Raw genomic sequence first — 23,424 nt, 5'->3', positions numbered from 1 at the left:
GCCCGAGGCATGCCTCGGGCGGGTTGGGCAGGACGCCCAACCCTGGTCTTGCCGTGTGCGCAGGACAGCGCACACGAGCAAGGCGCCATCGAGCCCCCATGGATGGGTTTACGGCGTGTCCTGCCCAGCCGCACCCTTCGCCTCCCAACGTATCAGGAAGGCGCTGCTCTCAGCTCTGGCTCTGGCTTCAAAAAGCGGGCCGGCGGGCCGCAGGCCCGCCAGCGATACCCTCACCCGGCGACGATGTACTGCTGCAGCTGATCCAGCTCGCGCCGCTGCGCATCGATCACCGACTTCACCAGGTCACCGATCGAGATCACCCCCAGCACCTGCGCGCCCTCCACCACCGGCAGGTGGCGGATGCGGTAGTCGGTCACCAGCTGCAGGCAGTGCTCCACCTGCTCACCCGGCGACACCGTCACCACCTGCGCCGTCATGATCTCCGCCACCGCCGTATCGCGTGAGGAACGATCACGCAGCACGATCTTGCGCGCGTAATCGCGCTCGGACAGGATGCCGACCAACTTCGGCCCGTCCATCACCAGCACCGCACCGATGCCCTTTTCCGCCATCAACCGGATCGCATCGATCACCGCCGCATCCGGCGCGACCGCATGCACTTCAGGAGACTTGCCGTCCAACAGTTGCCGTACCGTGGTCATCCGCCTGCCCTCCGAGGGTGGGTTGCAGCGCCGAGTCTGCCACGGACGATGCTAGCCACGCGTCAACCAGGTACAACGGCCGCTGCTTGGACTCTTCGTACAGCCGCCCCAGGTACTCGCCGATCAGGCCCAGCGCGATCAGCTGCACGCCGCCCAGGAACAGGATCACCGCCATCATCGTCGGCCAGCCTGCTACCCGGTCGCCGTAAAGCGCGGCCTTGACGATCACCCACACGCCGAACACGAAGGCCACCGCCGCCGTTGCCAGCCCCAGGTAGGTCGCCGCCCGCAGCGGCACGGTGGAGAAGCCGGTAATGCCCTCCAGCGCGAAGTTCCACAGCCGCCACAAGCTGAACTTGCTGGTGCCGGCCACGCGCGCATGGCGGTGATAGGGCACCGCGATCCGCTTGAAACCCACCCAGCTGAAAAGCCCCTTCATGAAGCGGTGGCGCTCCCGCATCTCGCGGAGCGCACTCAGCGCGCGTGGCGACAGCAGGCGGAAATCCCCGGTGTCGGCCGGAATCGGCGTACGCGACAGGCGCCCCATCACCCGGTAGAACATCGCTGCCGTGGCACGCTTCACCCAGGCTTCGCCGTCGCGCGCCATGCGCGTGCCATAGACGTTGTCATGGCCCTCGCGCCAGCGCGCGACGAACTGCGGCACCAGTTCGGGCGGATCCTGGCCGTCGGCGTCGAGGATCATCGCCGCACCCTCGCGCACCAGGTCCAGGCCAGCGGTCAGTGCCGCTTCCTTGCCGAAATTGCGCGACAGCTTCAGTGCGGAAACCCGCGCATCGGACTGGGCCAGGCGGGCGATCACCTCCCAGGTGCCGTCATGGCTGCCGTCGTCCACGTACAGGATGTGGCCGTCGATGTCGGGCAGCGCATCGAGCACCGCGCACAACCGCGGATGCAGCAACGGCAATGCCAGGGCCTCGTTGTAGGCGGCGATGACGAAAGTAAGCCGTTCGCGGGTCATGCCCGGATTGTACGTTGCCGCCGCCCGCAGATCAGGCAGCGCGCGCTCACTCGTCCGACAGGTACGCGGCGCCACCCAGCTGCCGCGCCTGGCGCTGGATCCAGGCGGCACGCCGCTGCACGTAAGGCCCGGGCGCGGCCGCGTTGTAGCGCCGGGGTGCCGGCAGCACCGCCGCCAACCGCGCGCTCTCGGCCGGGCTCAGCCGCGCCGCGTCCTTGCCCCAGAATTTCCGGGCCGCCGCCTGCGCGCCGTACACCCCGTCGCCGAACTCGGCGATGTTGGCGTACATCTCCAGGATGCGCTCCTTCGGCCACAACGCTTCGATCAGCACCGTGTACCAGACTTCCAGGCCCTTGCGGATCCAGCTGCGGCCCTGCCACAGGAACAGGTTCTTGGCCACCTGCTGGCTGATCGTGCTGGCACCGCGCAGGCGCCCGCCCTTGGCATTGTGGTCGCGGGCCTTCTCAATGGCCTGCAGGTCGAAACCGTTGTGGTCGGGGAAGCGCTGGTCTTCGGCCGCCACCAGCGAGATCGGCAGGCTCGGCGCCATCTGGTCCAGGTCGCGCCACTGGTAATGCAGGCGATAGGACCAATCGGCCTCGCCCAGCGCCTCGCCATAGCGCCACAGCATCACCATGGACACCGGCGGGTCGATGAACCGCAGCACCAGGACCTGCAGGCAGCTGAAAGCAGCCAGCAGCACCGGCAGCCACAGCAGCCGTTTCCAGCGCCAGCGCCTGCGGCGTGGGCCTTCTGCTACGGCTTCCACCTTGTGCTGCTCTCCCCCTGCCCCCATTACTGGTGCATCCTTCTTCTATCTGGTTGTCGGCGCATTATCCGGCAACCGCCCCCGTTTACGCGCGATGTGAGCCGATGACCGCCAACCCCGATTCCCTGATCCGCTTCCTGCTGCCCGACGCTGGCGTCCGTGGCGTCCACGTGCGCCTGCAGGCCACCTGGCAGGAAATCCTGTCCCACGCCGCGTACCCGGACACCGCTGCCGAACTGCTCGGCGAGGCCTGTGTTGCCTCGGCGCTGTTCACTGGCCATACCAAGATCGATGGGCGCCTGTCGATCCAGCTGCGCAGCAGCACCGCCCTGCGCACCCTGTTCGCCGAATGCACCGCCGCCGGCACCCTGCGCGGCATCGCCCAGCTCAGCGAGGGCGCCGATGCGCCGCGCGACCTGTCCAGCCTGGGTGATGACGCCCTGCTCGCGATCACCATCGAGAACCCGGGCCTGGACCCGCGCGAGCCGCAGCGCTACCAGAGCCTGGTCGCGCTGACCGCGCCGGAGCTGGACGAAGCCTTCGAGGACTACTTCCGCCAGTCCGAACAGCTGCCGACCCGCCTGCTGCTGGCCGCCGACCGCAACGGTGCCGCGGGCCTGCTGCTGCAGAAGCTGCCGGGCGACGAGGGCGACGAGGACGGCTGGGCACGTGCCAGCGCCCTGTTCGATACCCTGGGCAAGGCCGAGCTGCTGGCCACCCCGGCCGAGCAGCTGCTGCACCGCCTGTTCCACGAAGAGAAGCCGGAACTGATGGGCGACAAGCCGCTGTCCTTCGCCTGCTCCTGTTCCCGCGAGCGGGTCGCATCGATGCTGCAGTCGCTGGGCGAGGACGAGGCCCGTGCCGCGGCGGTGGACACCGGCGCCGTCGAGGTCCGTTGCGAATTCTGCGGGCGGGAGTATCACTTTCCTTTGACGGAGTTCGGCATACTGTTCCACGGTGCCGAGGGGACTGTACCGGCGCCTGAACGGCTTCAGTAACGGCTTGTCTTGCATCTGGGGGGATCAAGGCTTGTTAAGAATTCATAAACACCCTACGATCAGGTTCCCGTTTCTGCGGGAACTTCCGTTGTCCGTCCCTGTCTGAACTGGTCCGATGCGTACCTTCCTGCGTCTACCGCTGGCCCTGATGATCGCCCTTGGCGCGATCACGGGCGTGCACGCGCAGAGCAAGGACACCCGGACCGTCCTGCCGGTGTGGAACAAGGGCAGCGGCAAGGTCGAGGCCCTGCTGTACCTGGAGCCCACCGGCGAACAGGCCGCCGGCGCCCGCTGGCACTTCGGCCGCAACTCGCTGGATGCGGCCTTCGGCCTGTCTTCTGGCGATTCGCTGGGCCTGCTCTGCAACAGCAGCAGCGGAACCAGCATGAGCGGCTTGGCCAGTCATTGCATGCTGGCCAGCCTCGGCGACGACGATGACCTCAACAGCCGCCGCTTCACCGGCACCGCCGCGCTGAACCGTGGCAACAACCGGCTGGGCATCACCGCTGGCACCGGCCGTGAAACCCTGCCGGCTTGGCTGGCCGGTCCAAACAAGACGCCGGCCCTGCGTGCCGAACAGAATGACCTGACGGTTTTCGCGCAGAAGAACATCGGTCGCGAAGGCTTCGTGTCCATTGCCGGCACCTACGCCAAGGCGCGCCTGGTGCCGCTGGCCGATGCTTCGCCGGCGATCGCTGATCGCTGGGACAGCAAGAGCCTGAGCATCGGCGCCGGCTACGGCAACTTCACCGGCAGCATCATCGGCCGCGTCATCGACGTGCCCGGCAAGCCCGGCAAATGGGAAGGGCTGGGTATTGGCCTGACCTGGCGCACGCCGTGGTCCGGCCAGTTGACGGTGGGCGCCGAAAACGTGATCAGCCGCGGCAAGAACCCGTTCTCGCCGCGCAACGAAAGCAACGACGACGGCACCGTGCCGTACGTGCGCTACGAGCAGGATCTGTAATCGGGCCATCAGCGCGCAGCATCACTGCAACCGACGCAGGGCGCCTCCGGGCGCCTTTCCTGTTTCTGCAGGTACCGCAGGCGGCGGAATACGCCCGATTTGATACATTCCGAAACACAGCGAAATGTATCAAAAGAAACGAATATGATCACAAAACACGGTCGTGATCACGAAACGGTACCAAGCAGGCCGTGCAAATCATTGAATCGCAACGATTCAGTGCGGTGTAAAGATAGTCAACACCCAGAATTAACGCAGCTTTAATTTTCCAAGGGGCGCCGTTACTATCGGTTCAGCCTCGCGTTTTTTGGAGCCACTTTTTTCGCTCCGCACGCAGGCAATCACCCAGCCAAGATTTCCTTGGAGAGAGAGAGCCAATGAATTTGAAGTCCAACACGCTGCGCGATGCAGTTGTCATCGCGCTGGTCGCCGGTGCCTCCATCGCGACCGCCCAAGCCCAGGAGGCCGCCTCAGGTGCGACCAACCTGGATCGCATCCAGGTCACCGGTTCGCGCATCCGCTCGGTCGACCTGGAAACGCAGCAGCCGGTCCTGACCCTGTCCCGCGAAACGATCCAGCAGACCGGCCGTACCAACGTTGCCGAAGTGCTGCAGCAGATCGCCACCAACGGTGCAGCCATCAACACCCAGTTCAACAACGGTGGCGACGGCTCGGCCGGTGTCGACCTGCGCAACCTGGGTTCCTCGCGCACCCTGGTGCTGGTCAACGGCCGTCGTTGGGTCCAGGCCCTGGACGGTACCGTCGATCTGAACACCATCCCGACCGCCATCGTCGAGCGCATTGAAGTGCTGAAGGACGGCGCCTCTTCGATCTACGGTTCGGACGCGATCGCCGGCGTGGTCAACATCATCACCCGCGACAACTTCAACGGTGGCGAAGCGCACGTCTACTACGGCCAGTTCAGCAAGGGTGACGGCGAGCGCCAGGCGCTGGACCTGACCCTGGGCAGCAGCAACGACCGCAGCAGCCTGGTGTTCGGCGCCAGCTACGTGAAGGAAAAACCCGTCATGGCCGGTGCGCGCAAGATCTCGCGCGATCCGGTGTACGGCCTGGGCGCTTCGCAGTACAGCAGCCAGACCTCTTCCGGCGGCCTGTGGGACCTGACCATCGATGGCGTCGGCACCGACAATTACGATGCATGGAGCGACCTGGCCGGCAGCGACGACCCGGCTACCGCTGCGCGTGCGGGGCTCAACCGCCGCGTGATCAATGCGGGTGCCGACGGCACCAATCTGGCCAACTTCCACAACTTCAGCTCGGCCGACTCGTACAACTACGCCAAGGACAACTACCTGCGCACGCCGCAGGAGCGCAAGTCGATCTACATCCAGGGTCGTTACGACCTGACCGATTCGATCTCCCTGCGCACCGACGCGCTGTACAACCAGCGCCTGTCGGCCCAGCAGCTGGCTGGTTACCCGCTGAGCGCGGGCAGCTACCTCGGTGGCAACCAGGGCCTGTCGGCCGACAGTTATTACAACCCGACCCGCCTGACCGACAATCCGCGCGAACTGAACTGGAACCGTCGTCTGGTCGAACAGGACCGTTACTACGAGCAGGACGTCAAGACCTTCCATTGGTATGGTGGCCTTGAAGGTTCGTTCGAAGTGGCCGGCCGCTACTTCAACTGGGATGCGGGTGCCGCCTACAACGTGTCCGACCAGGTCGACACCCAGGTTGGCGACGTGAACATGGGCAACCTGTACCAGGCCACCGGTGCGTCCTTCCTGGATACCGACGGCGTGGTCAAGTGCGGCGCACCGGGTGCTGTCATCGCAGGCTGCGTGCCGTTCAACCCGTTCACCAGCGCCGGCACCATGCCGCAGGACCAGCTCGACTACATCCTGTTCAACGCCAAGGACAAGTTCCAGAACAAGTCCAAGTCGTTCACCGCCAACCTGTCCGGCGACATCGTCGAACTGCCGGGCGGCATGATGGGCTTCGCCGCCGGTGTGGAACGCCGCAAGGAATCGGGCTACGACATGCCCGACGCGTTCGTGGCGGCCGGTCTGAGCTCGGGCAATGGCCGCAAGCCGACCTCCGGCGCCTACGACCTGACCGACGTCTACCTGGAACTGGCCGTGCCGCTGCTGAAGGACCTGCCGGGTGCCAAGTCGCTGGAACTGAGCGCCGCCACCCGTCGTTCGGACTACAGCAACTTCGGTTCGACCCTGAACAGCAAGTTCGGATTCAAGTGGAAGCCGATCGAAGACCTGATGGTCCGCGGCAACTGGGCCGAGGGCTTCCGTGCCCCGTCCATTTCCAACCTGTTCGGTGGTGCCGGTGAGGCCTACGACAGCTACGGCGATCCGTGCTCGATCGGCAGCCCGTACATCAGCAACGCCGCCGTTGCTGCCCGCTGTGCCGCAGCAGGCATTCCGGCCAGCTACCAGCAGCGCGAGGGCTACGGCGGCCAGACCGCATGGCCGTTCGAGTGGAAGTCGAACCAGGAGCTGAGCCCGGAAACCTCGACCTCCAAGAGCCTGGGCATCGTCTACAGCCCAAGCTTCGTGCGCGGCTTCGACGTGTCGCTGGACTGGTGGAAGATCAACATCAAGGACGTGATCAGCCGTCCGACCGCCGACTACATGCTCGAGCAGTGCTATGTGCAGGGCAACGCCGGCTGGTGCAACGTGCTGGGCAACTCGGGCCTGACCCGTAATGCACTCGGCCAGATCACCTACATGGCCCGCTACCTGCAGAACCTGGGTGAGCTGGAAGTGGAAGGTTACGACCTGACCATGCGTTACCAGCTGCCGGATACCCGCTATGGCTCGTTCTCGTTCGTGTGGGACAGCGTCTACATGAGCAACTACCGCCAGAAGGCCACCCCGGACTCGGATTGGGATCCGTCTGAAGTCGGCACCTACACCCGCGACACCCCGGTGTGGCGCATCCGCTCGAACCTGACCGCCAACTGGACCTACGGTGATTTCGGCGTGAGCTGGACGGTGCGTTACTTCTCGGGCCTGAACGAGAACTGCAAGTTCCCGGGCGTGGCTGAGCTGTGCAGCAATCCGGACAAGATCGGCCTGGAAGGCCGTGCGGATCCGGAAAACCACCTGGCCGCTACCACCTACCACGACCTGCAGGTGCGCTATAACCTGCCGTGGAACGGTACCGTCTCGGTCGGTCTGACCAACGTGTTCAACAAGGAACCGCCGGTGGCCACCCAGGCCTTCGCCAACTCCTTCGACTACCAGTACGACACCCCGGGGCGCTACATGTACATGGAGTACCGCCAGCGCTTCTGATGGAAGCACGGGTGTAAGCAGCAGAACTGCAAACGGGGCCCTTCGGGGCCCCGTTTCCGTTGTGCGGCCGGCAGCCAGGATCAGCGCAATGCAAAAACAAAAAGGCCGCAGCTGGGCTGCGGCCTTTGCATGTTCCCGTGCGGCGGCCTCAACCGTTCGGAATCAGCGTCTCGATCAGGTGCTCGACGTAGGCTTCGAAATCCTCGCGCGCCTGCTTGGGTTGCTGCAACTGCAGCGACAACTGCAGGAAGCCGACATAGGCGGCGTAGGCGAGGCGTGCACGGTGGCGCGCATCGGTCGAGCTGAGCCCGGCCTGGCGGAACGAGGCGATCAGATAGTCGAGGCGGCGCTGCGACACCCGGTCGATCACCGGGCGCACCATCGGGTGGTCCAGCGCCTTCAGCAGCTCGCTGTAGATGATGTGCGGCTGCACTTCATGCGCGACCATCTGGAACAACTGACGCAGGCGCACGCGCGGATCCGGCACATCCTCAAGGCTGCCGAACACCTGCTCCTGTTCGAACAGCTCCCAGCGTTCCAGGGCCGCCTGCAGCAAGGCATCCCGCGAAGGGAAATGCCAGTAGAAGCTGCCCTTGGTCACGCCCAGGCGCCGCGCCAACGGTTCCACCGCGACGGCACCCACACCTTGTTCAGCAATCAGATCGAGAGCGGCCTGGGCCCAGTCTTCGGCACTCAGGCGGCTGTTGCGGCCGGCGCGCGGTTCGCCGGCGGAAGCGTCAGGTTGATTCATGCGCTGATTTAACCATACGCAGGGGTTCGTTGCAGTACGCGGTTACGGCCGAAACCGTCGCGCCCCCTGCCAACCGCCTGCCGCATTGCACCATACCGTACAGTATTGACTTCCCCTTCAAGCAATCCATACTATCAAGTATGGTTACGTCCCCTACTCCCGCTGCGTTCCATGATCTGCGCCTGGACGCCGCCCATGGCGCGCGCCTGGCCGCGACCGTCAGCGACCATGGCCGACGTGGCCGCGTGCTGTTCGCGCACGGCTTCGGCCAGACCCGCCACGCATGGAATGCCACGGCGCGCGCACTGAACGCCGCTGGGCTGCAGACCCTGGCCTACGATGCCCGCGGCCACGGCGATTCCGACTGGAATGCCGCCGACCTGCCCTATCACGGTGAACAGTTCGCTGATGACCTGATCGTGCTGGCCGGGGAACAGCCGCGTCCGCCGGTGCTGGTTGCCGCCTCGATGGGCGGCCTGTTCGGCCTGCTGGCCGAATCGCGCTGGCCGGGCCTGTTCTCGGCAATGGTGCTGGTCGACATCACCCCGCGCTGGGATACCGCCGGTGTCGAGCGCATCCTGGCCTTCATGACCGCCCATCCCGACGGCTTCGCCTCGCTGACCCAGGCCGCCGACGTGATCTCGGCCTACATGCCGCACCGCCCTCGCAAATCCGAGCAGTCGCTGCGCCCACTGCTGCGCGAGGACGGCCATGGCCGCTGGCGCTGGCACTGGGACCCGCGCCTGGTGGCCGAGCTGGCGCGTGACAGCGAACAGCACCAGGACGCGCTGGCCGATGCCGCACGCCAGGTGAAGTGCCCGCTGCTGCTGGTCAGTGGCGGCCGCAGCGATCTGGTCACCCCGCAGACCGTCGCCGAATTCCTGGCATTGGCGCCGCACGCGCGCCACGTACAGTTGCCGCAGGCCACGCACATGGTCGCCGGCGATGACAACGACGCCTTTACCGCTACTGTGTTGGACTATCTGGACGTGTTGCCCGCAGCGGATGCTGCAGCTTCGTCCGCCACAAACGAGCACGTCACCGGAGCACGCTCATGAGCATCGTTCTTCCCTTCCTCGCCCTGCTGCTGGCAGGCGCGTTCGTCGCCTACCACCGCATGCGCCTGCTGACCTGGACGCTGATCAGCCTGGCCCTGCTGGCCGTCTGCTGGTTCGTGCCCTACGTCAACCAGACCGCCACGATCGTTGCGGCCGCCGTGCTGGCGGTCATCGCCGTGCCGCTGCTGCTGCCGTTCATCCGCAAGCCGCTGCTGACCGGTCCGATGATGAAGGTGTTCCGCAAGGTGCTGCCGCCGCTGTCGCAGACCGAGCGCATCGCGTTGGAAACCGGCTCGGTCGGTTTCGAAGGCGAGCTGTTCACCGGTGACCCGGACTGGAACATCCTGCTGAATTACCCCAAGCCGCAGCTGACCGCTGAAGAGCAGGCCTTCCTCGATGGCCCGGTCGAAGAGCTGTGCGCGATGGTCAACGACTGGGAAATCACCCACGTCCATGCCGACCTGCCGCCGGAGCTGTGGGCCTTCATCAAGAAGAACAAGTTCTTCGGCATGATCATCCCGAAGGAATACGGCGGCCTCGGCTTCTCCGCGCTGGCCCACCACAAGGTCATCCAGAAGCTGGCCTCGGTGTCCTCGGTGGTCAGCTCCACCGTCGGCGTGCCGAACTCGCTGGGCCCGGGTGAACTGCTGGTGCACTACGGCACCCAGGAACAGAAGGACCAGTACCTGCCGCGCCTGGCCGATGGCCGCGAAGTGCCGTGCTTCGGCCTGACCGGTCCGTTCGCCGGTTCCGACGCCACCTCCATTCCGGACTACGGCATCGTCTGCAAGGGCGAGTGGCACGGCGAGCAGGTGCTCGGCGTCAAGCTGACCTTCGACAAGCGCTACATCACCCTGGCCCCGGTCGCTTCGCTGATCGGCCTGGCCTTCCGCATGTACGATCCGGACGGCCTGATCGGCGATACCCGCGACATCGGCATCACCCTGGGCCTGCTGCCGCGTGACACTGCCGGCGTTGAGATCGGCCGTCGCCACTTCCCGCTGAACTCGACGTTCCAGAACGGCCCGATCCGCGGCAAGGACGTGTTCATTCCGCTGACCCAGCTGATCGGTGGCGCAGCCATGGCCGGCAAGGGCTGGAACATGCTCAACGAGTGCCTGGCCGTGGGCCGTTCGATCACCCTGCCCTCCACCGCCAGCGGCGGTGCCAAGGCCGGTGCTGCCGTGACCGGCGCCTACGCACGCATCCGCAAGCAGTTCGGCCTGTCGGTCGGCCGCTTCGAAGGCGTGGAAGAAGCGCTGGCCCGCATCGGCGGCAAGGCCTACAAGATCAGCGCGCTGTCGCAGGCCACCGCTGCAGCGGTCGACCGTGGCGACGTGCCGTCGGTGCCCTCGGCGATCGCCAAGTACCACTGCACCAGCATGAGCCGCGAAGTGATCTCGGACATGATGGACGTGATCGGCGGCAAGGGCATCATCCTGGGGCCGCGCAACTTCGCTGGCCGCAGCTGGCAGGCCGCGCCGATCGCGATCACCGTGGAAGGCGCCAACATCATGACCCGCAGCCTGCTGATCTTCGGCCAGGGTGCGATCCTCTGCCACCCGTGGGTGCTGAAGGAAATGAAGGCCGCGCAGGATCCGGACACCCGTGCCGGCCTGCAGGACTTCGACCGCAGCCTGTTCGGCCACATCCGCTATGGCATCTCCAATGCGGTGCGTTCGTTCTGGTTCGGCCTGACCGGTGCGCGCTTCGGTGCCGCCCCGGGCGACGCCTACACCCGCCGCTACTTCCGCAAGCTGGACCGCTACTCGGCCAACCTGGCGCTGATGGCCGACATCTCGATGATGACCCTCGGCGGCAAGCTGAAGTTCAAGGAATCGCTGTCCGGGCGCCTGGGCGACGTGCTGAGCCATGTCTACATGACCAGCGCCATGCTCAAGCGCTACCACGACGAAGGCGCACCGCAGGCCGACCAGCCGCTGCTGGCCTGGGCGTTCCATGACAGCGTGCACAAGATCGAAGAGTCGCTGTCGGCGGCGCTGCGCAACTTCCCGATCCGTCCGATCGGCTGGCTGATGTGGGCGCTGATCTTCCCGCTGGGCCGTCGTGCCGAAGCCCCGGGCGACCGCCTGAGCCGCCGCGTCGCCGCCCTGCTGATGGCGCCGAACGAAGCCCGCGACCGCCTGGCCAGTGGCGTGTTCCTGACCCCGTGCGAGAACAACCCGGGTGGCCGCATCAACAGCTACCTGAGCAAGGCGATCATGGCCGAGCCGGTGGAGCGCAAGTTCCTGAAGGCGCTGAAGAGCAAGGGCATCGAGGCGCTGGACTTCAAGGCGCAGCTGGACGAGGCCGTGGCTGAAGGCGTGATCACCCAGGACGAACGCAGCCTGCTGGAAGAGCTGCGCACGCTGACCCTGGACACCATCACCGTGGACGATTTCGATACCCACGAACTGCGCGCGGCCAGCTACTACGACCGCCAGCACAAGGACCCGCATTCGCAGGCGGCCTGATCGCCCGCGACACGCGTTGCCTTCGACGGCGGGCCTCGGCCCGCCGTCGCTTTATCCGCCGACCGGAATCCTCCTCATGTCCACGCCCCTGCTCTCGCTCTACAACCGCCTGCAGCGCTGGCCCGCCGGCACCTGGCTGTTCTCACGCGCGGTGTGTTTCAAGGCGCCCTACTTCGCCAGCATCGCGCCACGCATCACCCGCCTGGAACACGGCCACTGCGAAGGCACGCTGGCCGACCGCCGAAAGGTGCGCAACCACATCGGCACGGTGCACGCGATCGCGATGTGCAACCTGGCCGAGCTGACCGCCGGGCTGATGGTGGATGCATCGCTGCCGAAGGGCATGCGCTGGATTCCGAAGGGGATGCAGGTGCAGTACCTGGCCAAGGCGCGCGGAACACTGCAGGCGGTGGCGCTGCCGGCGCAGCCGATCGTGGCGGCGGCGCAGGGCTACGCGCTGCCGGTGACGGTGAGTGTGCGGGATCGTGCGGGGACGGAGGTGTTCAGCGCGGTCATCGCCATGTGGATGTCGCCGGCGAAGTAGTGTGTACCCGCGAACGGCGCAGCCCCTCGTAGGTGGGTCGCGAAATGCGGTTTGTCGGCTGGGCCGGAGGGAGGGGCCGGACGGGGACGCCGCAAGTACCCCTCCGGGGCCCGGCCCAGCCGCTGGCGGCTGTGCGTTCGGTCGCTTGCGAAGCAATGCTTCGCAAGCAAAGCGCCCTCACCCCTGTAGGCTTAGCCGCGCCATCCATGGCGCGGATACCCCGCCCGGCCCCCCCCCACCTCCGACCTCTGACAGATCTCTGTGGCGTCCACCCACGGAGGAGAAAAAAGAAGAGCAAAAGCAAAAGCAAAAGCGGCCCTTCGGCCGCTTTTTTCATGCGCGCAGAACCCACGAGCGCAGCGATCCGCTGTTGCTGTTGCTCTTCTTTTTCTTCTCCGTGGGCTGGCCGCACACGGAACCTGCCAGGGGTGTGGCGGGTGGGGCGTGCAGGGGCGTTGGCGCCATGGATGGCGTCACCGAGCTTACAGGGACGTACTTGCAGCGTCCCCTGCACGGCCCATCCGCCACACCCAACCCATGACCCGCATTCCGCGACCACCCACGAGGGGCTGCGCCGTTGGCTGGAAACTACGCCACCGCGCGAAGAACCAGCGCCAGGATCGCCGGCAGCGCCTGGATCATGAAAATGCGGCGGCTTACGCTGTACGCGCCGTAACACCCGGCCACCACCACGCACGCCAGCGAGAACGTCACCAGCACCGGCTGGTCGATCACCAGTCCCACCACGATGCCGGCCGCCAGGAAGCCGTTGTACAGCCCTTGGTTGGCCGCCAGCACGCGCGTGATCTCGGCCTTCTCCGCTGTGTTGCGGAACGTCTTCAGGCCCAGCGGGCGGGTCCACAGGAACATCTCCAGCACCAGGAAATAGACGTGCAGCAGTGCGACCAGCAAGGTCAGGGCGAGTGCGATCCAGTACATGGGCGGTTCCTTGGACGGGGAAGAAGAATGGGGTCAGATCCCTTTCCCCGCGGGAAAGGGATCTGACCCCGGAAAATCAGCGGTCACGTGGCAGTTTCTTTTCTTCGCGCAGCACGCCAAACGCGGCGGCGGTCATGCACGCGGCCACCAGCATGCCGCCGATGAACACTACGTGCGAGCCGAACAATGACAGGCCCTTGTGCACCCAGGCAAAGCTCAGGTCCGCACCGCGGTAGACCACGGTGTCGATCGCCGCACCGGCCTTGTAGCGCCACTGGCGGTCCACGCGGGTGTAGATCGTCTCGCGTGCCGGCTTGGCCAGGGCGAACTCGCTGGCGCGGGTCATCACCTGCACCACCGCCACCAGCAAGGGCATCGGCGAAGCGGCCAGCACCGAGAAGCCGATCAGGATCGCGAAGCCGGGAATCAGCAGCGCCGGTGCAATGCCATGGCGCGACAGCAGCCAGCGGGTCAGGCCCAGCTGCATCAACAGCGCCAGCGCGTTCACGGCCAGGTCGATGCGCGAGAAGAACGCGGTGGCGGCGCCTGCATCATTGAATGAGGCACGCACGATCGTGGCCTGCTGGTTGTACAGGAGGGTGCCAATGCCCACACCGAACAGCACCATGATGGCCAGCCAGCGCAGCAGGGGTTCGCGAACGATCAGCTTGAGGCCATCGAGCACACTACCGCCCATCGGTTTTTCTCCCGACATCAGCCGCTGCTCACGCTCGCGCAGCACCGCCCAGTGCCGCAGGCGCCAGATGCAGAACAGGCAGACCATCAGGAATCCGGTGGATACCAGCATCAGGTTGGCAATACCCAGCCGCTGCACCAGCACGCTGGTGATGAACGGACCGAGGAAGGCACCGATCGTGCCCGCTGCGCCGATGTAGCCGTAATAGGCCCGTGCCTGCGCATTGGAGAACACATCGGCCATGAAGCTCCAGAACACGGCCACCGCGAACAGGTTGAAGACGCTGATCCAGAAGAAGAACGCCATGCCTCGCCCCGGCACGTCGCTATCAAACAACGCGTAGAAACCCAGCAGGGTGACGATGAAGAAGCCGTACACCGCCGGCAGGAACACCCGCCTCGGGAAGCGGCTGACCAGCCAGCCATAGACCGGCTGCAGCACCAGCATGATCACGAACACGCAGGTGAACAGGAACTGCAGCACGAAGTCCTTCAGTGCGATGCCATGGCTTCCGAACCAGGCGATCAGCAGCGGTGGGAACACCGTCTCCAGGTCGGCCGATGCGGCCATTGCCTCGCGCACCGGGCGCAGCACGTAGTAGCCGCTGAGCAGGCAGAAGAAATACAGGAACGACCACCACAGCGCCGGTGACTCGCGCAGTGCCGCCATCAGCCCACGCAGCGGCCCCTTGCCCTTCACCGCGCTCACGCGGTGTCCCTCGCCAGAAGACGGCGGTTGGACAGCGGCATGGCAGGCTCCGGGGGCGGTGAAGCGCGTACGTTATCCAATGCACTGCAACATCGCCAGCAGGTGGCCGTCTGAAGGCTGCAACGCAGTGTCATGACCGGGCCTGGATGACACGTTCCGACACACGCTTCCGGAGCGTCAAAATTCCAACTTTTTCAACGAGATGCGCATTCATCTTCGCTTTGTTTGTGCATAGAGGAAAAGCGGCGCTAGAATCGCCATAAGCAGTCGCGCACGGGTCCAACCGATGAAAAAGAACAGCCTGCGTCGTCCGATCCGTTCGGCGGCCACCGGTTTGCTGGGCATGTTGATGCCTGTTGCCTTGTCCACCACCGCGCAGACCCCGCCGCCGTTGCCGCCGATGCCGGCCAACATCGAGTCCGCTGCCGCCACCGCCGTTGCCCACACCCAGCCCGCGGCCTACCGCACCGGCCTGGTACCGCAGGTGCAGGCGCCGGCTGCCGGCTTCAACGTCGCCAACATCGAGTCGATGGCGCAGCAGCTCACCTATGGCGAGCGCGTGCCGGGCATGGCGGTGGCGATCGTGCAGGGCGGCCGCATTCTCAGCGCGCGCGGCTATGGCGTTACCGACGTCAACAATCCGCTGCCGGTCGATGCGCACACCGTGTTCCGCCTGGCGTCGCTGTCCAAGGCCTTCGCCGGCACCATGGCCGGCCTGCTGGTCAACGACGGCACCCTGCGCTGGGACAGCAAGGTCACCGACTACGTACCGGGCTTCCGCCTGAACTCGCCCGAAGCCACCGACCGCCTGACGGTGGCCGATGTGCTCAGCCACCGCGTCGGCCTGCCCTACAACGCCTACGACCGCGACATCGAAGGCAACGCCGAGTACTACTCGCTGACCCAGAAGCTGGCCAACACCAGCCTGAAATGCCTGCCGGGCGACTGCTACGCCTACCAGAACGTGGCCTTCAGCCTGATCGGTGACGTTGTCTACGCCGCTTCCGGCAGCTTCTATGAGCAGTCGGTCGAGCGCCGCATCTTCAAGCCGCTGGGCATGAACGATGCCAGCCTCGGCCTGGCTGGCATCCAGGCCAGCTCGCGCTGGGCGCGTCCGCACGTGCGCAGCCGCAACGGTTGGGTGTCGCTGACGCCGAAGCCGACCTACTACCGCGTCGCCCCGGCGGCCGGCGTCAATGCCAGCGCCAGCGACATGGCGCAGTGGCTGCTCGCCCACACCGGGCACCGCCCTGACGTGCTGCCGGCGCCGCTGCTGGCCACCCTGCACTCCAGCCTGATCAACACTCCCGGCGAGATGCGTTCGGGCTGGCGCCGCGAGCGCCTGCACTCGGCCGGCTACGCACTGGGCTGGCGCACCTTCGACTACGCCGGCCACGACGTGGTGTTCCATGCCGGTGCCGTGCAGGGCTACCGCGGCCTGGTGGCACTGGTGCCGGAACGCGATCTCGGCATCGCCATCCTGTGGAACGGCGAAAGCGGCCTGCCCAGCGGCCTGCTGCCGACCGTGCTCGATTCCGCGCTCGGCCTGCCGGCGCAGCGCTGGCTGGATGTGGACACCGACTTCGGCAGCGACAACCTGATGGCCGAAGGCGCAACCCCGGCGCAGCAGGACAAGCGCAAGGGCAAGGGTGCCTCGAGCAACCGCGCGGTGGCGTCCCCGCGCTGATCAGGCGGGCTCGACCGTAAGCATGAAGGGCGGCCCATGGGCCGCCCTTTTTGTTGTTGTGTAGAGCCGAGCCGTGCTCGGCTGAGCGGAATTCTGGCGCAAGGCAGCCGAGCATGGGCTCGGCTCTACAGCTTCGGAGCGCTAGTGCGCGAAGTAGTGCATGCCGCCGTCCACCGGAATCACCGCACCGGTGATGTAGCCGGCCAGCGGCGAAGCCAGGAAGGCCACCAGCGGCGCCACTTCATCCGGCTCGCCGAAGCGCCCGATCGGAATGTTGCGCGCAATGAATTCGCGCCGGCTGTCCTCGGTGGGATGCAGGCGATCAAGAATCTGCGGGCTGTTGATCCGTCCTGGCGCGATTGCGTTCACCGTGATGCCCTGCCCGGCCACCTCGGACGACAGACCCTTGCTCCACAGATGCAGTGCCGCCTTGGCCGCCGTGGCCGCGTTCACTGCGCGCGGCTCCATCGAGCCACTGAAGTTGATCACCCGCCCCCATCCCTGCGCCTGCATCGCCGGCAGCAGTGCCTGGGTCAGCCGTCGTGCGGCAGAGAAGTTCAGCGCCATTGCCTCCTCCCAGATCATGTCGGCGGCATCGACGGTTGTTGGCCGCGAGCCACCAGCTGCGTTGACCAGGACGTCCACCCGCTGCAACGCTGCCAGCGCGGCGTCGGCGATGCGGCGCACGTCCCCGGCGTCGGTGACATCGCCCAGCAGGATGATCGGCGCGGGTGCGCCCGTCGCTTCGATCTCTGCCGCCAGCGCCTGCAGCGGTGGCTGCCGCCGTGACGAGAGGGCGACACGCACGCCCTGTGCGGCCAGTTGCCTGGCGACAGCGGCACCGATGCCGCTGCCCGCCCCGGTGACCAGTGCAGTACGTCCCTCAAGGTTCAGATCCATGGTGTTCTCCTGTCAGCGCGGCCGGTGCCTCCGGCCCGTGCGATGCATGCTGTTTGATCACCCCTGATTGATAAACTCCGCACAGGTTTCAGCATTCAACACCTGGGGTGTCAGATGAACCTGCTGGAAAGCATGCAGGTCTACGTGCTGATCGTGGACAAGGGCAGTCTCAGCGCTGCGGCAGCAGCACTGGACATCTCCGCGACGATGGCCGGCAAACACCTGCGTGCATTGGAGGCGCGGCTCGGCATGCAGTTGCTCAGTCGTACCACCCGGCGCCAGCACATGACGCCGTTCGGCGAGGACTACTACGCCCGCTGCCGGGAGATCCTGCGGCTGGTGGAGGAAACCGATGCGCAGGCCCAGCACCAGCACCTGGCACCGGCAGGCACGCTGCGCATCAGCGCACCGGTGATCTTCGGCACGCATGCGCTGGTACCGGCATTGGCCGATTACATGGCGCGCCATCCCGACGTGCGTGTCGACGCGGAGCTGACCGACCGCGTCGTCGACCTCGCCGAGGAAGGTTTCGAAGCCGCCCTGCGAATCGGCACGTTGGCCGACAGCAGCGCGCTGGTCGCACGTGCGCTGACGCCGTATCGATTGATGATGTGCGCCTCGCCCGGATACCTCGCCCGGCACGGTACGCCTTCCGACCTGCAGGCACTTTCCCGGCATCAATGCCTGTCCTTCGAACCCAGCGCGTTGGCGCAGTGGTTGCGCGCCGATGCTGGCGGGCTCGACCATGTGCCCTCGGGTCGCCTGCGGATCAACAACGGCGAAGCGCTGCGCTCAGCGGCGTTGCGTGACATGGGCATCGTCCTGCAGTCGGCGCTGCTCCTGGCCGAGGACGTCGGTGCCGGGCGTCTGGTGCAGCTGTTCCCGGAGCACGGCCAGGCTGGGCGGCCGATGCACGTGGTCTACGCCCATGACCGCTATCGCTCGACCCGCCTGCGCAGCTTCATCGATTTCCTGGTTGAGCGCTTTCCACCGGTGCCGCACCGCTAGCGTCAATCATCAGAAAGGCCGTCGAGCATGGCTCGACGCCAGAAATCACCCCATAAAAAAACCCCCTCCCCGCTGGGCAGCCAGGGAAGGGGGTTTCAGGATGCGGCTATCGGGAAGTACTTAGATCAGCGGCGCCGGGGTTGCCGGCAGAGCGACCGGAGCGGCCTTCTTCTTGCGGGCGGCCGGCTTGCGCTTGGCAACCTTCTTCGCTGCCTTCTTCGGGGCAGCCTTCTTGGTGGCCTTCTTCGCGGTCTTCTTGACTGCCTTCTTGGCGGTCTTCTTGACGGCCTTCTTGGCAGTGGCCTTCTTGGCGACCTTCTTTGCCGGCTTGCGGGCCGTTGCCTTCTTGGCAGTCTTCTTGGTGGCCTTCTTGGCTACCTTCTTGGCGGCCTTCTTCGCGGTCTTCTTGACGGCCTTCTTGGCAGTGGACTTCTTGGCTACCTTCTTTGCCGCCTTCTTCACTGCCTTCTTCGCAGTGGTCTTCTTGGCGACCTTCTTCGCAGCCTTCTTCACTGCCTTCTTGGCGGTCGCCTTCTTCGCGACCTTCTTCACTGCCTTCTTGGCAGCGGCCTTCTTCGCGACCTTCTTCACCGCTTTCTTGGCGGCGGGCTTCTTCTTCGCAGCTTTCTTGGTTGCCATGGGATGGCTCCTCGTCAGTGATAGGGAGTTGAAACGCCCAGGTGGATCAAACCCGCGGATGCTGCGTGCGGGGACCGCCGGCGCGTCAGGCGCGCCGTTACGGATACGGCAATGCCCGCCTCGATCGGCGGAGCGGGCATCGGAACGGAAGGTGCCTTGCATTTCTCCGGGGGAAGCGGGGCCATGTCCACCGTCATCTGGGTCGCGGTGGTCTTGAAGGGGCTGCTTCGCATCGGACGATTGATTCTGCGCACTCGGTTGGGCAGGCAAGGTCTGCTGAGGCGAAACCTAATCACGGTTTTTTTTACTGTCAACAACCCCCGCGAAAAATTTTCACATCCGCGCCATCCACGGTGGTGCCCGCACGGTCGCCACGCTCCGCGTTCGACGACCAGCAAAGCGCCACGCACGCACGTTGCCTGCAACAACAACAACGCACGCGTTGAACAAAAAGCACTTGAAATAAGCACTCCGCGCAGATGCATGCATGTTGGCAGCCACTGCATGCACGCATCGCCAGCAGCGGTCGCCGCCCGCACCAACGCCAGCACAACGGCACCGCAACGGGGGGCGGAAAGTTTTCACATCCGGACGCGCCGGCGCGGGGTGGAAACGCGGATTTGCGCAAAACTGCGCACATTCCTCGGTACCGTTCGCGGGTCTGCTGATGCCGCGTCGAGGGCGCGCAGCAAACCCTGCGTCATGAGTCCAACGTACTCGCCAAAACAAAAACGGCCACCCGATGGTGGCCGTTGCAGAACCCGGAAACGACGACTCAGTGGTCGTCGTTCTCCAGGGCTTCGGCGTACGCGTCCGGATCCAGCAGCTCGTTGACCTCTTCGGCGTTGGTCAGTTCGACCACGAACATCCAGCCTTCGCCGTAGGCATCTTCGTTGATGGTTTCCGGCTTGTCGGACAGGGCCGAGTTGACCTCGACAACCTTGCCGCTGACCGGGCTGTAGACGTCCGAGGCGGCCTTCACCGACTCGACGACGGCGATCTGTTCGCCGGCCTTGGCGTCGGCGCCGACTTCCGGCAGTTCGACGTAGACCAGGTCACCCAGCAGGCCCTGGGCGTGGTCGGAAATACCGACGGTGACGCGGCCATTGCCTTCGACACGGGCCCACTCATGGGACTTGAGGAACTTGAGGTCGCCGGGGATCTCGCTCATGGGACTGCTCCAGAGATATGCAGGGGTGGAAAAAACGGGGCTAGTGTAACCAACCGGCCGTCACTGCTGTCAGTGACGACCGGCATGTTCGGATCAGGCGTCGGCGAGCACGCCGGGCTGGGCCTGGCCTTCGCGCACGAACGGGAACTTGACCACGCGCACCGGCACCTGCCGGCCGCGGATGTCGACGGTGACTTCGCCGAGTTCACCGGCCGGTACGCGGGCGAAAGCGATGCCCTTGGCCAGGGTCGGCGAGAAGGTGCCGGACAGGATCTCGCCCTGGCCGCCCGCGGTGGTCACCGCCTGGCCGTGGCGCAGCACGCCCTTCTCGTCCATCACCAGGCCGATCATCTGGCGCGCGGTGCCGGCGGCTTTCTGCACTTCCAGCACGTCGCGGCCGATGAAGTCGCGGCCTTCGTCCAGCGACACGGTCCAGGCCAGCGCCGCTTCGTACGGGCTGATCTCTTCGTCCATGTCCTGACCGTACAGGTTCATGCCGGCTTCCAGGCGCAGGGTGTCGCGCGCACCGAGGCCGGCCGGCTTCACGCCCGCTGCCAGCAGGCGGTTCCAGAACGCGACCACGGCATCCTGCGGCAGCAGGATCTCGAAACCGTCCTCGCCGGTGTAGCCGGTGCGGGCAACGAACAGCTCGATGCCGTCGTCGGACTGCACCTGCAGGGCAGCGAAGCGGCCCAGCTTGGTCAGCGCCTCGCGCTCGGATTCGCGGGCCAGGCCGATCACGATGTCGCGCGCCTGCGGGCCCTGCACGGCCAGGATGGCCAGGTCCGGGCGCTGCTCGACGCTGACGCCGAACGGCGCGGCCTGCTCACGCAGCCAGGCCAGGTCCTTTTCGCGGGTGGAGGCGTTGACCACCATGCGGAAGAAATCGTCGCCCAGGTAGTAGACGATCAGGTCGTCGATGACGCCGCCGCGCGGATTCAGCATGCACGAGTACAGCGCCTTGCCCGGCACCTTCAGCTTGTCGATCGAGTTGGCCAGCAGGCGGCGAAGGAACGGCTTGACCTGGTCACCGCGCAGGTCGACCACGGTCATGTGGCTGACGTCGAACACACCCGCCTCGCGACGCACCAGGTGGTGCTCGTCCAGCTGCGAGCCGTAGTGGATGGGCATGTCCCAACCCCCGAAATCGACCATCTTGGCGCCGAGGGCGCGGTGGGTATCGTTGAGCAGCGTCTTCTGGGTCATGACCGGGTCCGGCAGCAGAGGAAACAAGAATCCCCATTATCCCAGATCGGTCGGCCGCAGGCGTGCCGCAGCGCAGCGCCGGCGCTGTAGAGCCGAGCCCATGCCCGGCTGCTTTTCGTGGGGGAGCCGAGCGTGGGCTCGGCTCTACAGGGGGCGGCCTGCGTCCTCGACCACCAGCACCGTGCCCTGCACGGCCACCACCCGCACCAGGCTGCCGGCCTGCAGTTCCGGGCCGCTGACCTGCCAGTACGCATCATCGATGCTGACCCGGCCCAGCCCATCGACGATGCCCTGCTGCAAGGGCACCACCCGGCCGACCAGCTGCTCGGCACGGCGGTTGAGCAACGGCGCATCGCTGGGCCGCGCCCTTGCCTTGCCCCAGCGCCGATAGCACTGGATCGCGACCACGCTCAGCACGACGAAGGCAACGACCTGCCACAGCAATGGAATGCCGCTGAACACCGCCACCAGCACGAACACAGCCGCCGCGCCGATGCCGATCCACAGCATGAACGCACCCGGCGCCAGCGCCTCGGCGGCGAACAGCAGCAGTGCCAGCGCGCCCCAGCCTACGACCTCCCAGCGCATGTCAGCCTCCGATCGGCGGCGGTCGCTTGCCCGCGGCCTTGTTGTTCTGGTCGCCCAGTGCCTGCTTGGCCAGTTCGGCCACGCCGGCGATCGAACCGATCACACCGCTGGCCTCCATCGGCATCAGCACCAGCTTCTGGTTCGGCGAACTGGCCAGCTCCTTGAATGCTTCCACATACTTCTGGGCCACGAAGTAGTTGATCGCCTGCACGTCGCCTTCGGCAATTGCCGCCGACACCATCTGGGTTGCCTTGGCTTCGGCCTCGGCCAGGCGCTCGCGGGCCTCGGCATCGCGGAACGCAGCCTCGCGGCGGCCTTCGGCTTCCAGCACGGTGGCCTGCTTCTCGCCATCGGCGCGCAGGATTTCCGACTGCCGCGAGCCTTCGGCTTCCAGGATCTGCGCGCGCTTCTCGCGTTCTGCCTTCATCTGCCGCGCCATCGCATCCAGCAGGTCGCGCGGCGGCTGGATATCACGGATCTCGATGCGGTTGACCTTCACGCCCCACGGGTTGGTGGCATGGTCGACCACGCTCAGCAGCTGGGCGTTGATCACCTCGCGCTGGCTGAGCGATTCGTCCAGGTCCATCGAGCCGATCACGGTACGGATATTGGTCTGCACCAGGGCGATCATCGCCACTTCCAGGTTGGCCACCTCATAGGCCGCCTTGGCAGCATCCAGGACCTGGAAGAACACCACGCCATCCACGCGCACGGCGGCATTGTCCTTGGTGATCACTTCCTGGCTGGGTACATCCAGCACCTGTTCCATCATGTTCACCTTGCGTCCCACCCCGTACACGATCGGGATCAGGAAGTGCAGGCCGGGGGTCATGGTGTGCGTGTAGCGCCCGAAGCGCTCGACGGTCCATTCGTACCCCTGCGGCACCATCCGCACCGCCTTGAACAGGATCACCACGGCCACGAAGGCCAGTACCACGGTAAAGAACATGGTCGGGAACATCGCGCTTTCCTTATCTATGTCGCCCAGTCCCCAGCATAGCGCGTGAAGCCGGCAGGTACAGCGACGCTACCAGGGCACCCGCCCGCGCAGGATGTCGGTGAACATCACCCAGTCGCCCATGAACGAGTACAGGGGATGCTGGAAGGTCGCCGGACGGTTCTTCTCGAAAAAGAGATGACCGACCCAGGCGAAGCCGTAACCGCAGAACAGGGCGGCAAGCACGAGGATGGGTTGCCCGCGCAGGATCGCCGCCGCAACCAGCAGCAGCGCCCCGCAGCTGCCGACGAAGTGCAGCCGGCGCGACACCGGATGACGGTGCTCGCTGAGGTAGAACGGATAGAACTCGCGGAAGCTGGCGAAGCTGGACATGCGCGTGCTCCGGGGCCATGGTCGGGCCCATCATGCGCCTTTCGGGGGGCGCTGCGCTGTCTTGCAGCACCGAGCCA

21 protein-coding genes are annotated in these 23,424 nt (G+C 65.8%); 8 read left to right on the top strand and 13 right to left on the bottom strand.

Annotation, left to right across the window (positions count from 1 at the left end):
* Window positions 1-230: 230 nt before the first annotated feature.
* Genes AC5P8Z_RS06165 through mtgA form a run of 3 tightly spaced genes read right to left on the bottom strand, consistent with a single transcriptional unit; the run spans window position 231 to window position 2,437 of the window.
* On the bottom strand, window positions 231-662 hold the full coding sequence (locus tag AC5P8Z_RS06165; RefSeq protein ID WP_286069474.1) for a CBS domain-containing protein: 432 nt from the start codon (window positions 660-662) through the stop codon (window positions 231-233).
* Entirely contained in the window at window positions 622-1,641 is a 1,020-nt protein-coding gene (locus AC5P8Z_RS06160; RefSeq protein WP_286069475.1) for a glycosyltransferase family 2 protein, read from the bottom strand. Before AC5P8Z_RS06160 ends, AC5P8Z_RS06165 begins: the two co-directional genes overlap by 41 nt.
* A gap of 46 nt (window positions 1,642-1,687) precedes the next feature.
* Window positions 1,688-2,437: a monofunctional biosynthetic peptidoglycan transglycosylase gene (gene mtgA, locus AC5P8Z_RS06155; RefSeq protein ID WP_495228464.1), complete on the bottom strand. Its 750-nt coding sequence runs from the start codon at window positions 2,435-2,437 to the stop codon at window positions 1,688-1,690.
* Window positions 2,438-2,514: 77 nt separating this feature from the next.
* Between mtgA and hslO the strand changes: the two genes are divergently transcribed.
* From hslO to AC5P8Z_RS06140, 3 genes are all read left to right on the top strand, one after another.
* A complete protein-coding gene (gene hslO / locus AC5P8Z_RS06150) occupies window positions 2,515-3,408 on the top strand; it encodes an Hsp33 family molecular chaperone HslO (RefSeq protein ID WP_495228463.1) in 894 nt (297 codons plus the stop codon).
* Between the two features lie 148 nt (window positions 3,409-3,556).
* On the top strand, window positions 3,557-4,372 hold the full coding sequence (locus tag AC5P8Z_RS06145; RefSeq protein ID WP_286072054.1) for an XOO1806 family protein: 816 nt from the start codon (window positions 3,557-3,559) through the stop codon (window positions 4,370-4,372).
* Window positions 4,373-4,749: 377 nt separating this feature from the next.
* Entirely contained in the window at window positions 4,750-7,647 is a 2,898-nt protein-coding gene (locus AC5P8Z_RS06140) for a TonB-dependent receptor domain-containing protein (protein ID WP_286069478.1), read from the top strand.
* Between the two features lie 148 nt (window positions 7,648-7,795).
* Here AC5P8Z_RS06140 and AC5P8Z_RS06135 read toward each other — a convergent pair whose 3' ends face one another.
* The gene (locus tag AC5P8Z_RS06135) at window positions 7,796-8,398 is read right to left on the bottom strand and encodes a TetR/AcrR family transcriptional regulator (RefSeq protein WP_006464233.1); all 603 of its coding nucleotides are present in this window, start codon (window positions 8,396-8,398) and stop codon (window positions 7,796-7,798) included.
* Window positions 8,399-8,538: 140 nt separating this feature from the next.
* Between AC5P8Z_RS06135 and AC5P8Z_RS06130 the strand changes: the two genes are divergently transcribed.
* From AC5P8Z_RS06130 to AC5P8Z_RS06120, 3 genes are all read left to right on the top strand, one after another.
* Entirely contained in the window at window positions 8,539-9,456 is a 918-nt protein-coding gene (locus AC5P8Z_RS06130; protein WP_495228461.1) for an alpha/beta fold hydrolase, read from the top strand.
* Entirely contained in the window at window positions 9,453-11,930 is a 2,478-nt protein-coding gene (locus AC5P8Z_RS06125) for an acyl-CoA dehydrogenase (protein ID WP_286069483.1), read from the top strand. Before AC5P8Z_RS06130 ends, AC5P8Z_RS06125 begins: the two co-directional genes overlap by 4 nt.
* A 76-nt stretch (window positions 11,931-12,006) precedes the next feature.
* A complete protein-coding gene (locus AC5P8Z_RS06120) occupies window positions 12,007-12,474 on the top strand; it encodes a hotdog fold domain-containing protein (RefSeq protein WP_495228459.1) in 468 nt (155 codons plus the stop codon).
* Window positions 12,475-13,062: 588 nt separating this feature from the next.
* Here AC5P8Z_RS06120 and AC5P8Z_RS06115 read toward each other — a convergent pair.
* Window positions 13,063-13,413, bottom strand: a complete 351-nt coding sequence (locus AC5P8Z_RS06115) for a DUF1304 domain-containing protein (protein WP_286069485.1) — start codon at window positions 13,411-13,413, stop codon at window positions 13,063-13,065.
* A gap of 76 nt (window positions 13,414-13,489) precedes the next feature.
* Window positions 13,490-14,779, bottom strand: a complete 1,290-nt coding sequence (locus AC5P8Z_RS06110; protein WP_495228929.1) for an NTP/NDP exchange transporter — start codon at window positions 14,777-14,779, stop codon at window positions 13,490-13,492.
* A 325-nt stretch (window positions 14,780-15,104) separates the two neighbouring features.
* Between AC5P8Z_RS06110 and AC5P8Z_RS06105 the strand changes: the two genes are divergently transcribed.
* A complete protein-coding gene (locus AC5P8Z_RS06105) occupies window positions 15,105-16,505 on the top strand; it encodes a serine hydrolase domain-containing protein (protein ID WP_286069486.1) in 1,401 nt (466 codons plus the stop codon).
* Between the two features lie 141 nt (window positions 16,506-16,646).
* On the opposite strand, the gene AC5P8Z_RS06100 is transcribed toward AC5P8Z_RS06105, so the two are convergent.
* Window positions 16,647-17,405 carry an SDR family NAD(P)-dependent oxidoreductase gene (locus AC5P8Z_RS06100; RefSeq protein ID WP_495228458.1) on the bottom strand — a complete coding sequence of 253 codons (759 nt, stop codon included), beginning with the start codon at window positions 17,403-17,405 and terminating at the stop codon, window positions 16,647-16,649.
* A gap of 114 nt (window positions 17,406-17,519) precedes the next feature.
* Between AC5P8Z_RS06100 and AC5P8Z_RS06095 the strand changes: the two genes are divergently transcribed.
* Window positions 17,520-18,413 (top strand): LysR substrate-binding domain-containing protein, encoded by an 894-nt coding sequence (locus tag AC5P8Z_RS06095; protein WP_286069489.1) that lies wholly within the window; start codon window positions 17,520-17,522, stop codon window positions 18,411-18,413.
* 120 nt (window positions 18,414-18,533) lie between these two features.
* Here the strand turns inward: AC5P8Z_RS06095 and AC5P8Z_RS06090 are convergent, their stop codons facing one another.
* The 6 genes from AC5P8Z_RS06090 to AC5P8Z_RS06065 all read right to left on the bottom strand — a co-directional run bounded on the left by AC5P8Z_RS06090 (window position 18,534) and on the right by AC5P8Z_RS06065 (window position 23,347).
* Window positions 18,534-19,052, bottom strand: a complete 519-nt coding sequence (locus tag AC5P8Z_RS06090) for a hypothetical protein (RefSeq protein WP_495228456.1) — start codon at window positions 19,050-19,052, stop codon at window positions 18,534-18,536.
* A gap of 775 nt (window positions 19,053-19,827) precedes the next feature.
* Window positions 19,828-20,223, bottom strand: a complete 396-nt coding sequence (gene gcvH, locus AC5P8Z_RS06085; protein WP_286069492.1) for a glycine cleavage system protein GcvH — start codon at window positions 20,221-20,223, stop codon at window positions 19,828-19,830.
* A 93-nt stretch (window positions 20,224-20,316) separates the two neighbouring features.
* On the bottom strand, window positions 20,317-21,429 hold the full coding sequence (gcvT, locus tag AC5P8Z_RS06080; protein WP_286069493.1) for a glycine cleavage system aminomethyltransferase GcvT: 1,113 nt from the start codon (window positions 21,427-21,429) through the stop codon (window positions 20,317-20,319).
* 144 nt (window positions 21,430-21,573) lie between these two features.
* The gene (locus AC5P8Z_RS06075; protein WP_495228455.1) at window positions 21,574-22,017 is read right to left on the bottom strand and encodes an NfeD family protein; all 444 of its coding nucleotides are present in this window, start codon (window positions 22,015-22,017) and stop codon (window positions 21,574-21,576) included.
* A 1-nt stretch (window position 22,018) separates the two neighbouring features.
* Window positions 22,019-22,978 (bottom strand): SPFH domain-containing protein, encoded by a 960-nt coding sequence (locus AC5P8Z_RS06070; RefSeq protein ID WP_049431762.1) that lies wholly within the window; start codon window positions 22,976-22,978, stop codon window positions 22,019-22,021.
* A 66-nt stretch (window positions 22,979-23,044) separates the two neighbouring features.
* Window positions 23,045-23,347: an Mpo1-like protein gene (locus tag AC5P8Z_RS06065; RefSeq protein ID WP_286069497.1), complete on the bottom strand. Its 303-nt coding sequence runs from the start codon at window positions 23,345-23,347 to the stop codon at window positions 23,045-23,047.
* Window positions 23,348-23,424 lie beyond the last annotated feature (77 nt).

Source organism: Stenotrophomonas sp. YJH_SMC_17 (assembly GCF_059371655.1).
Note: the sequence above shows the minus strand (reverse complement) of the source record. Positions and strands in the feature narration are given on the sequence as shown.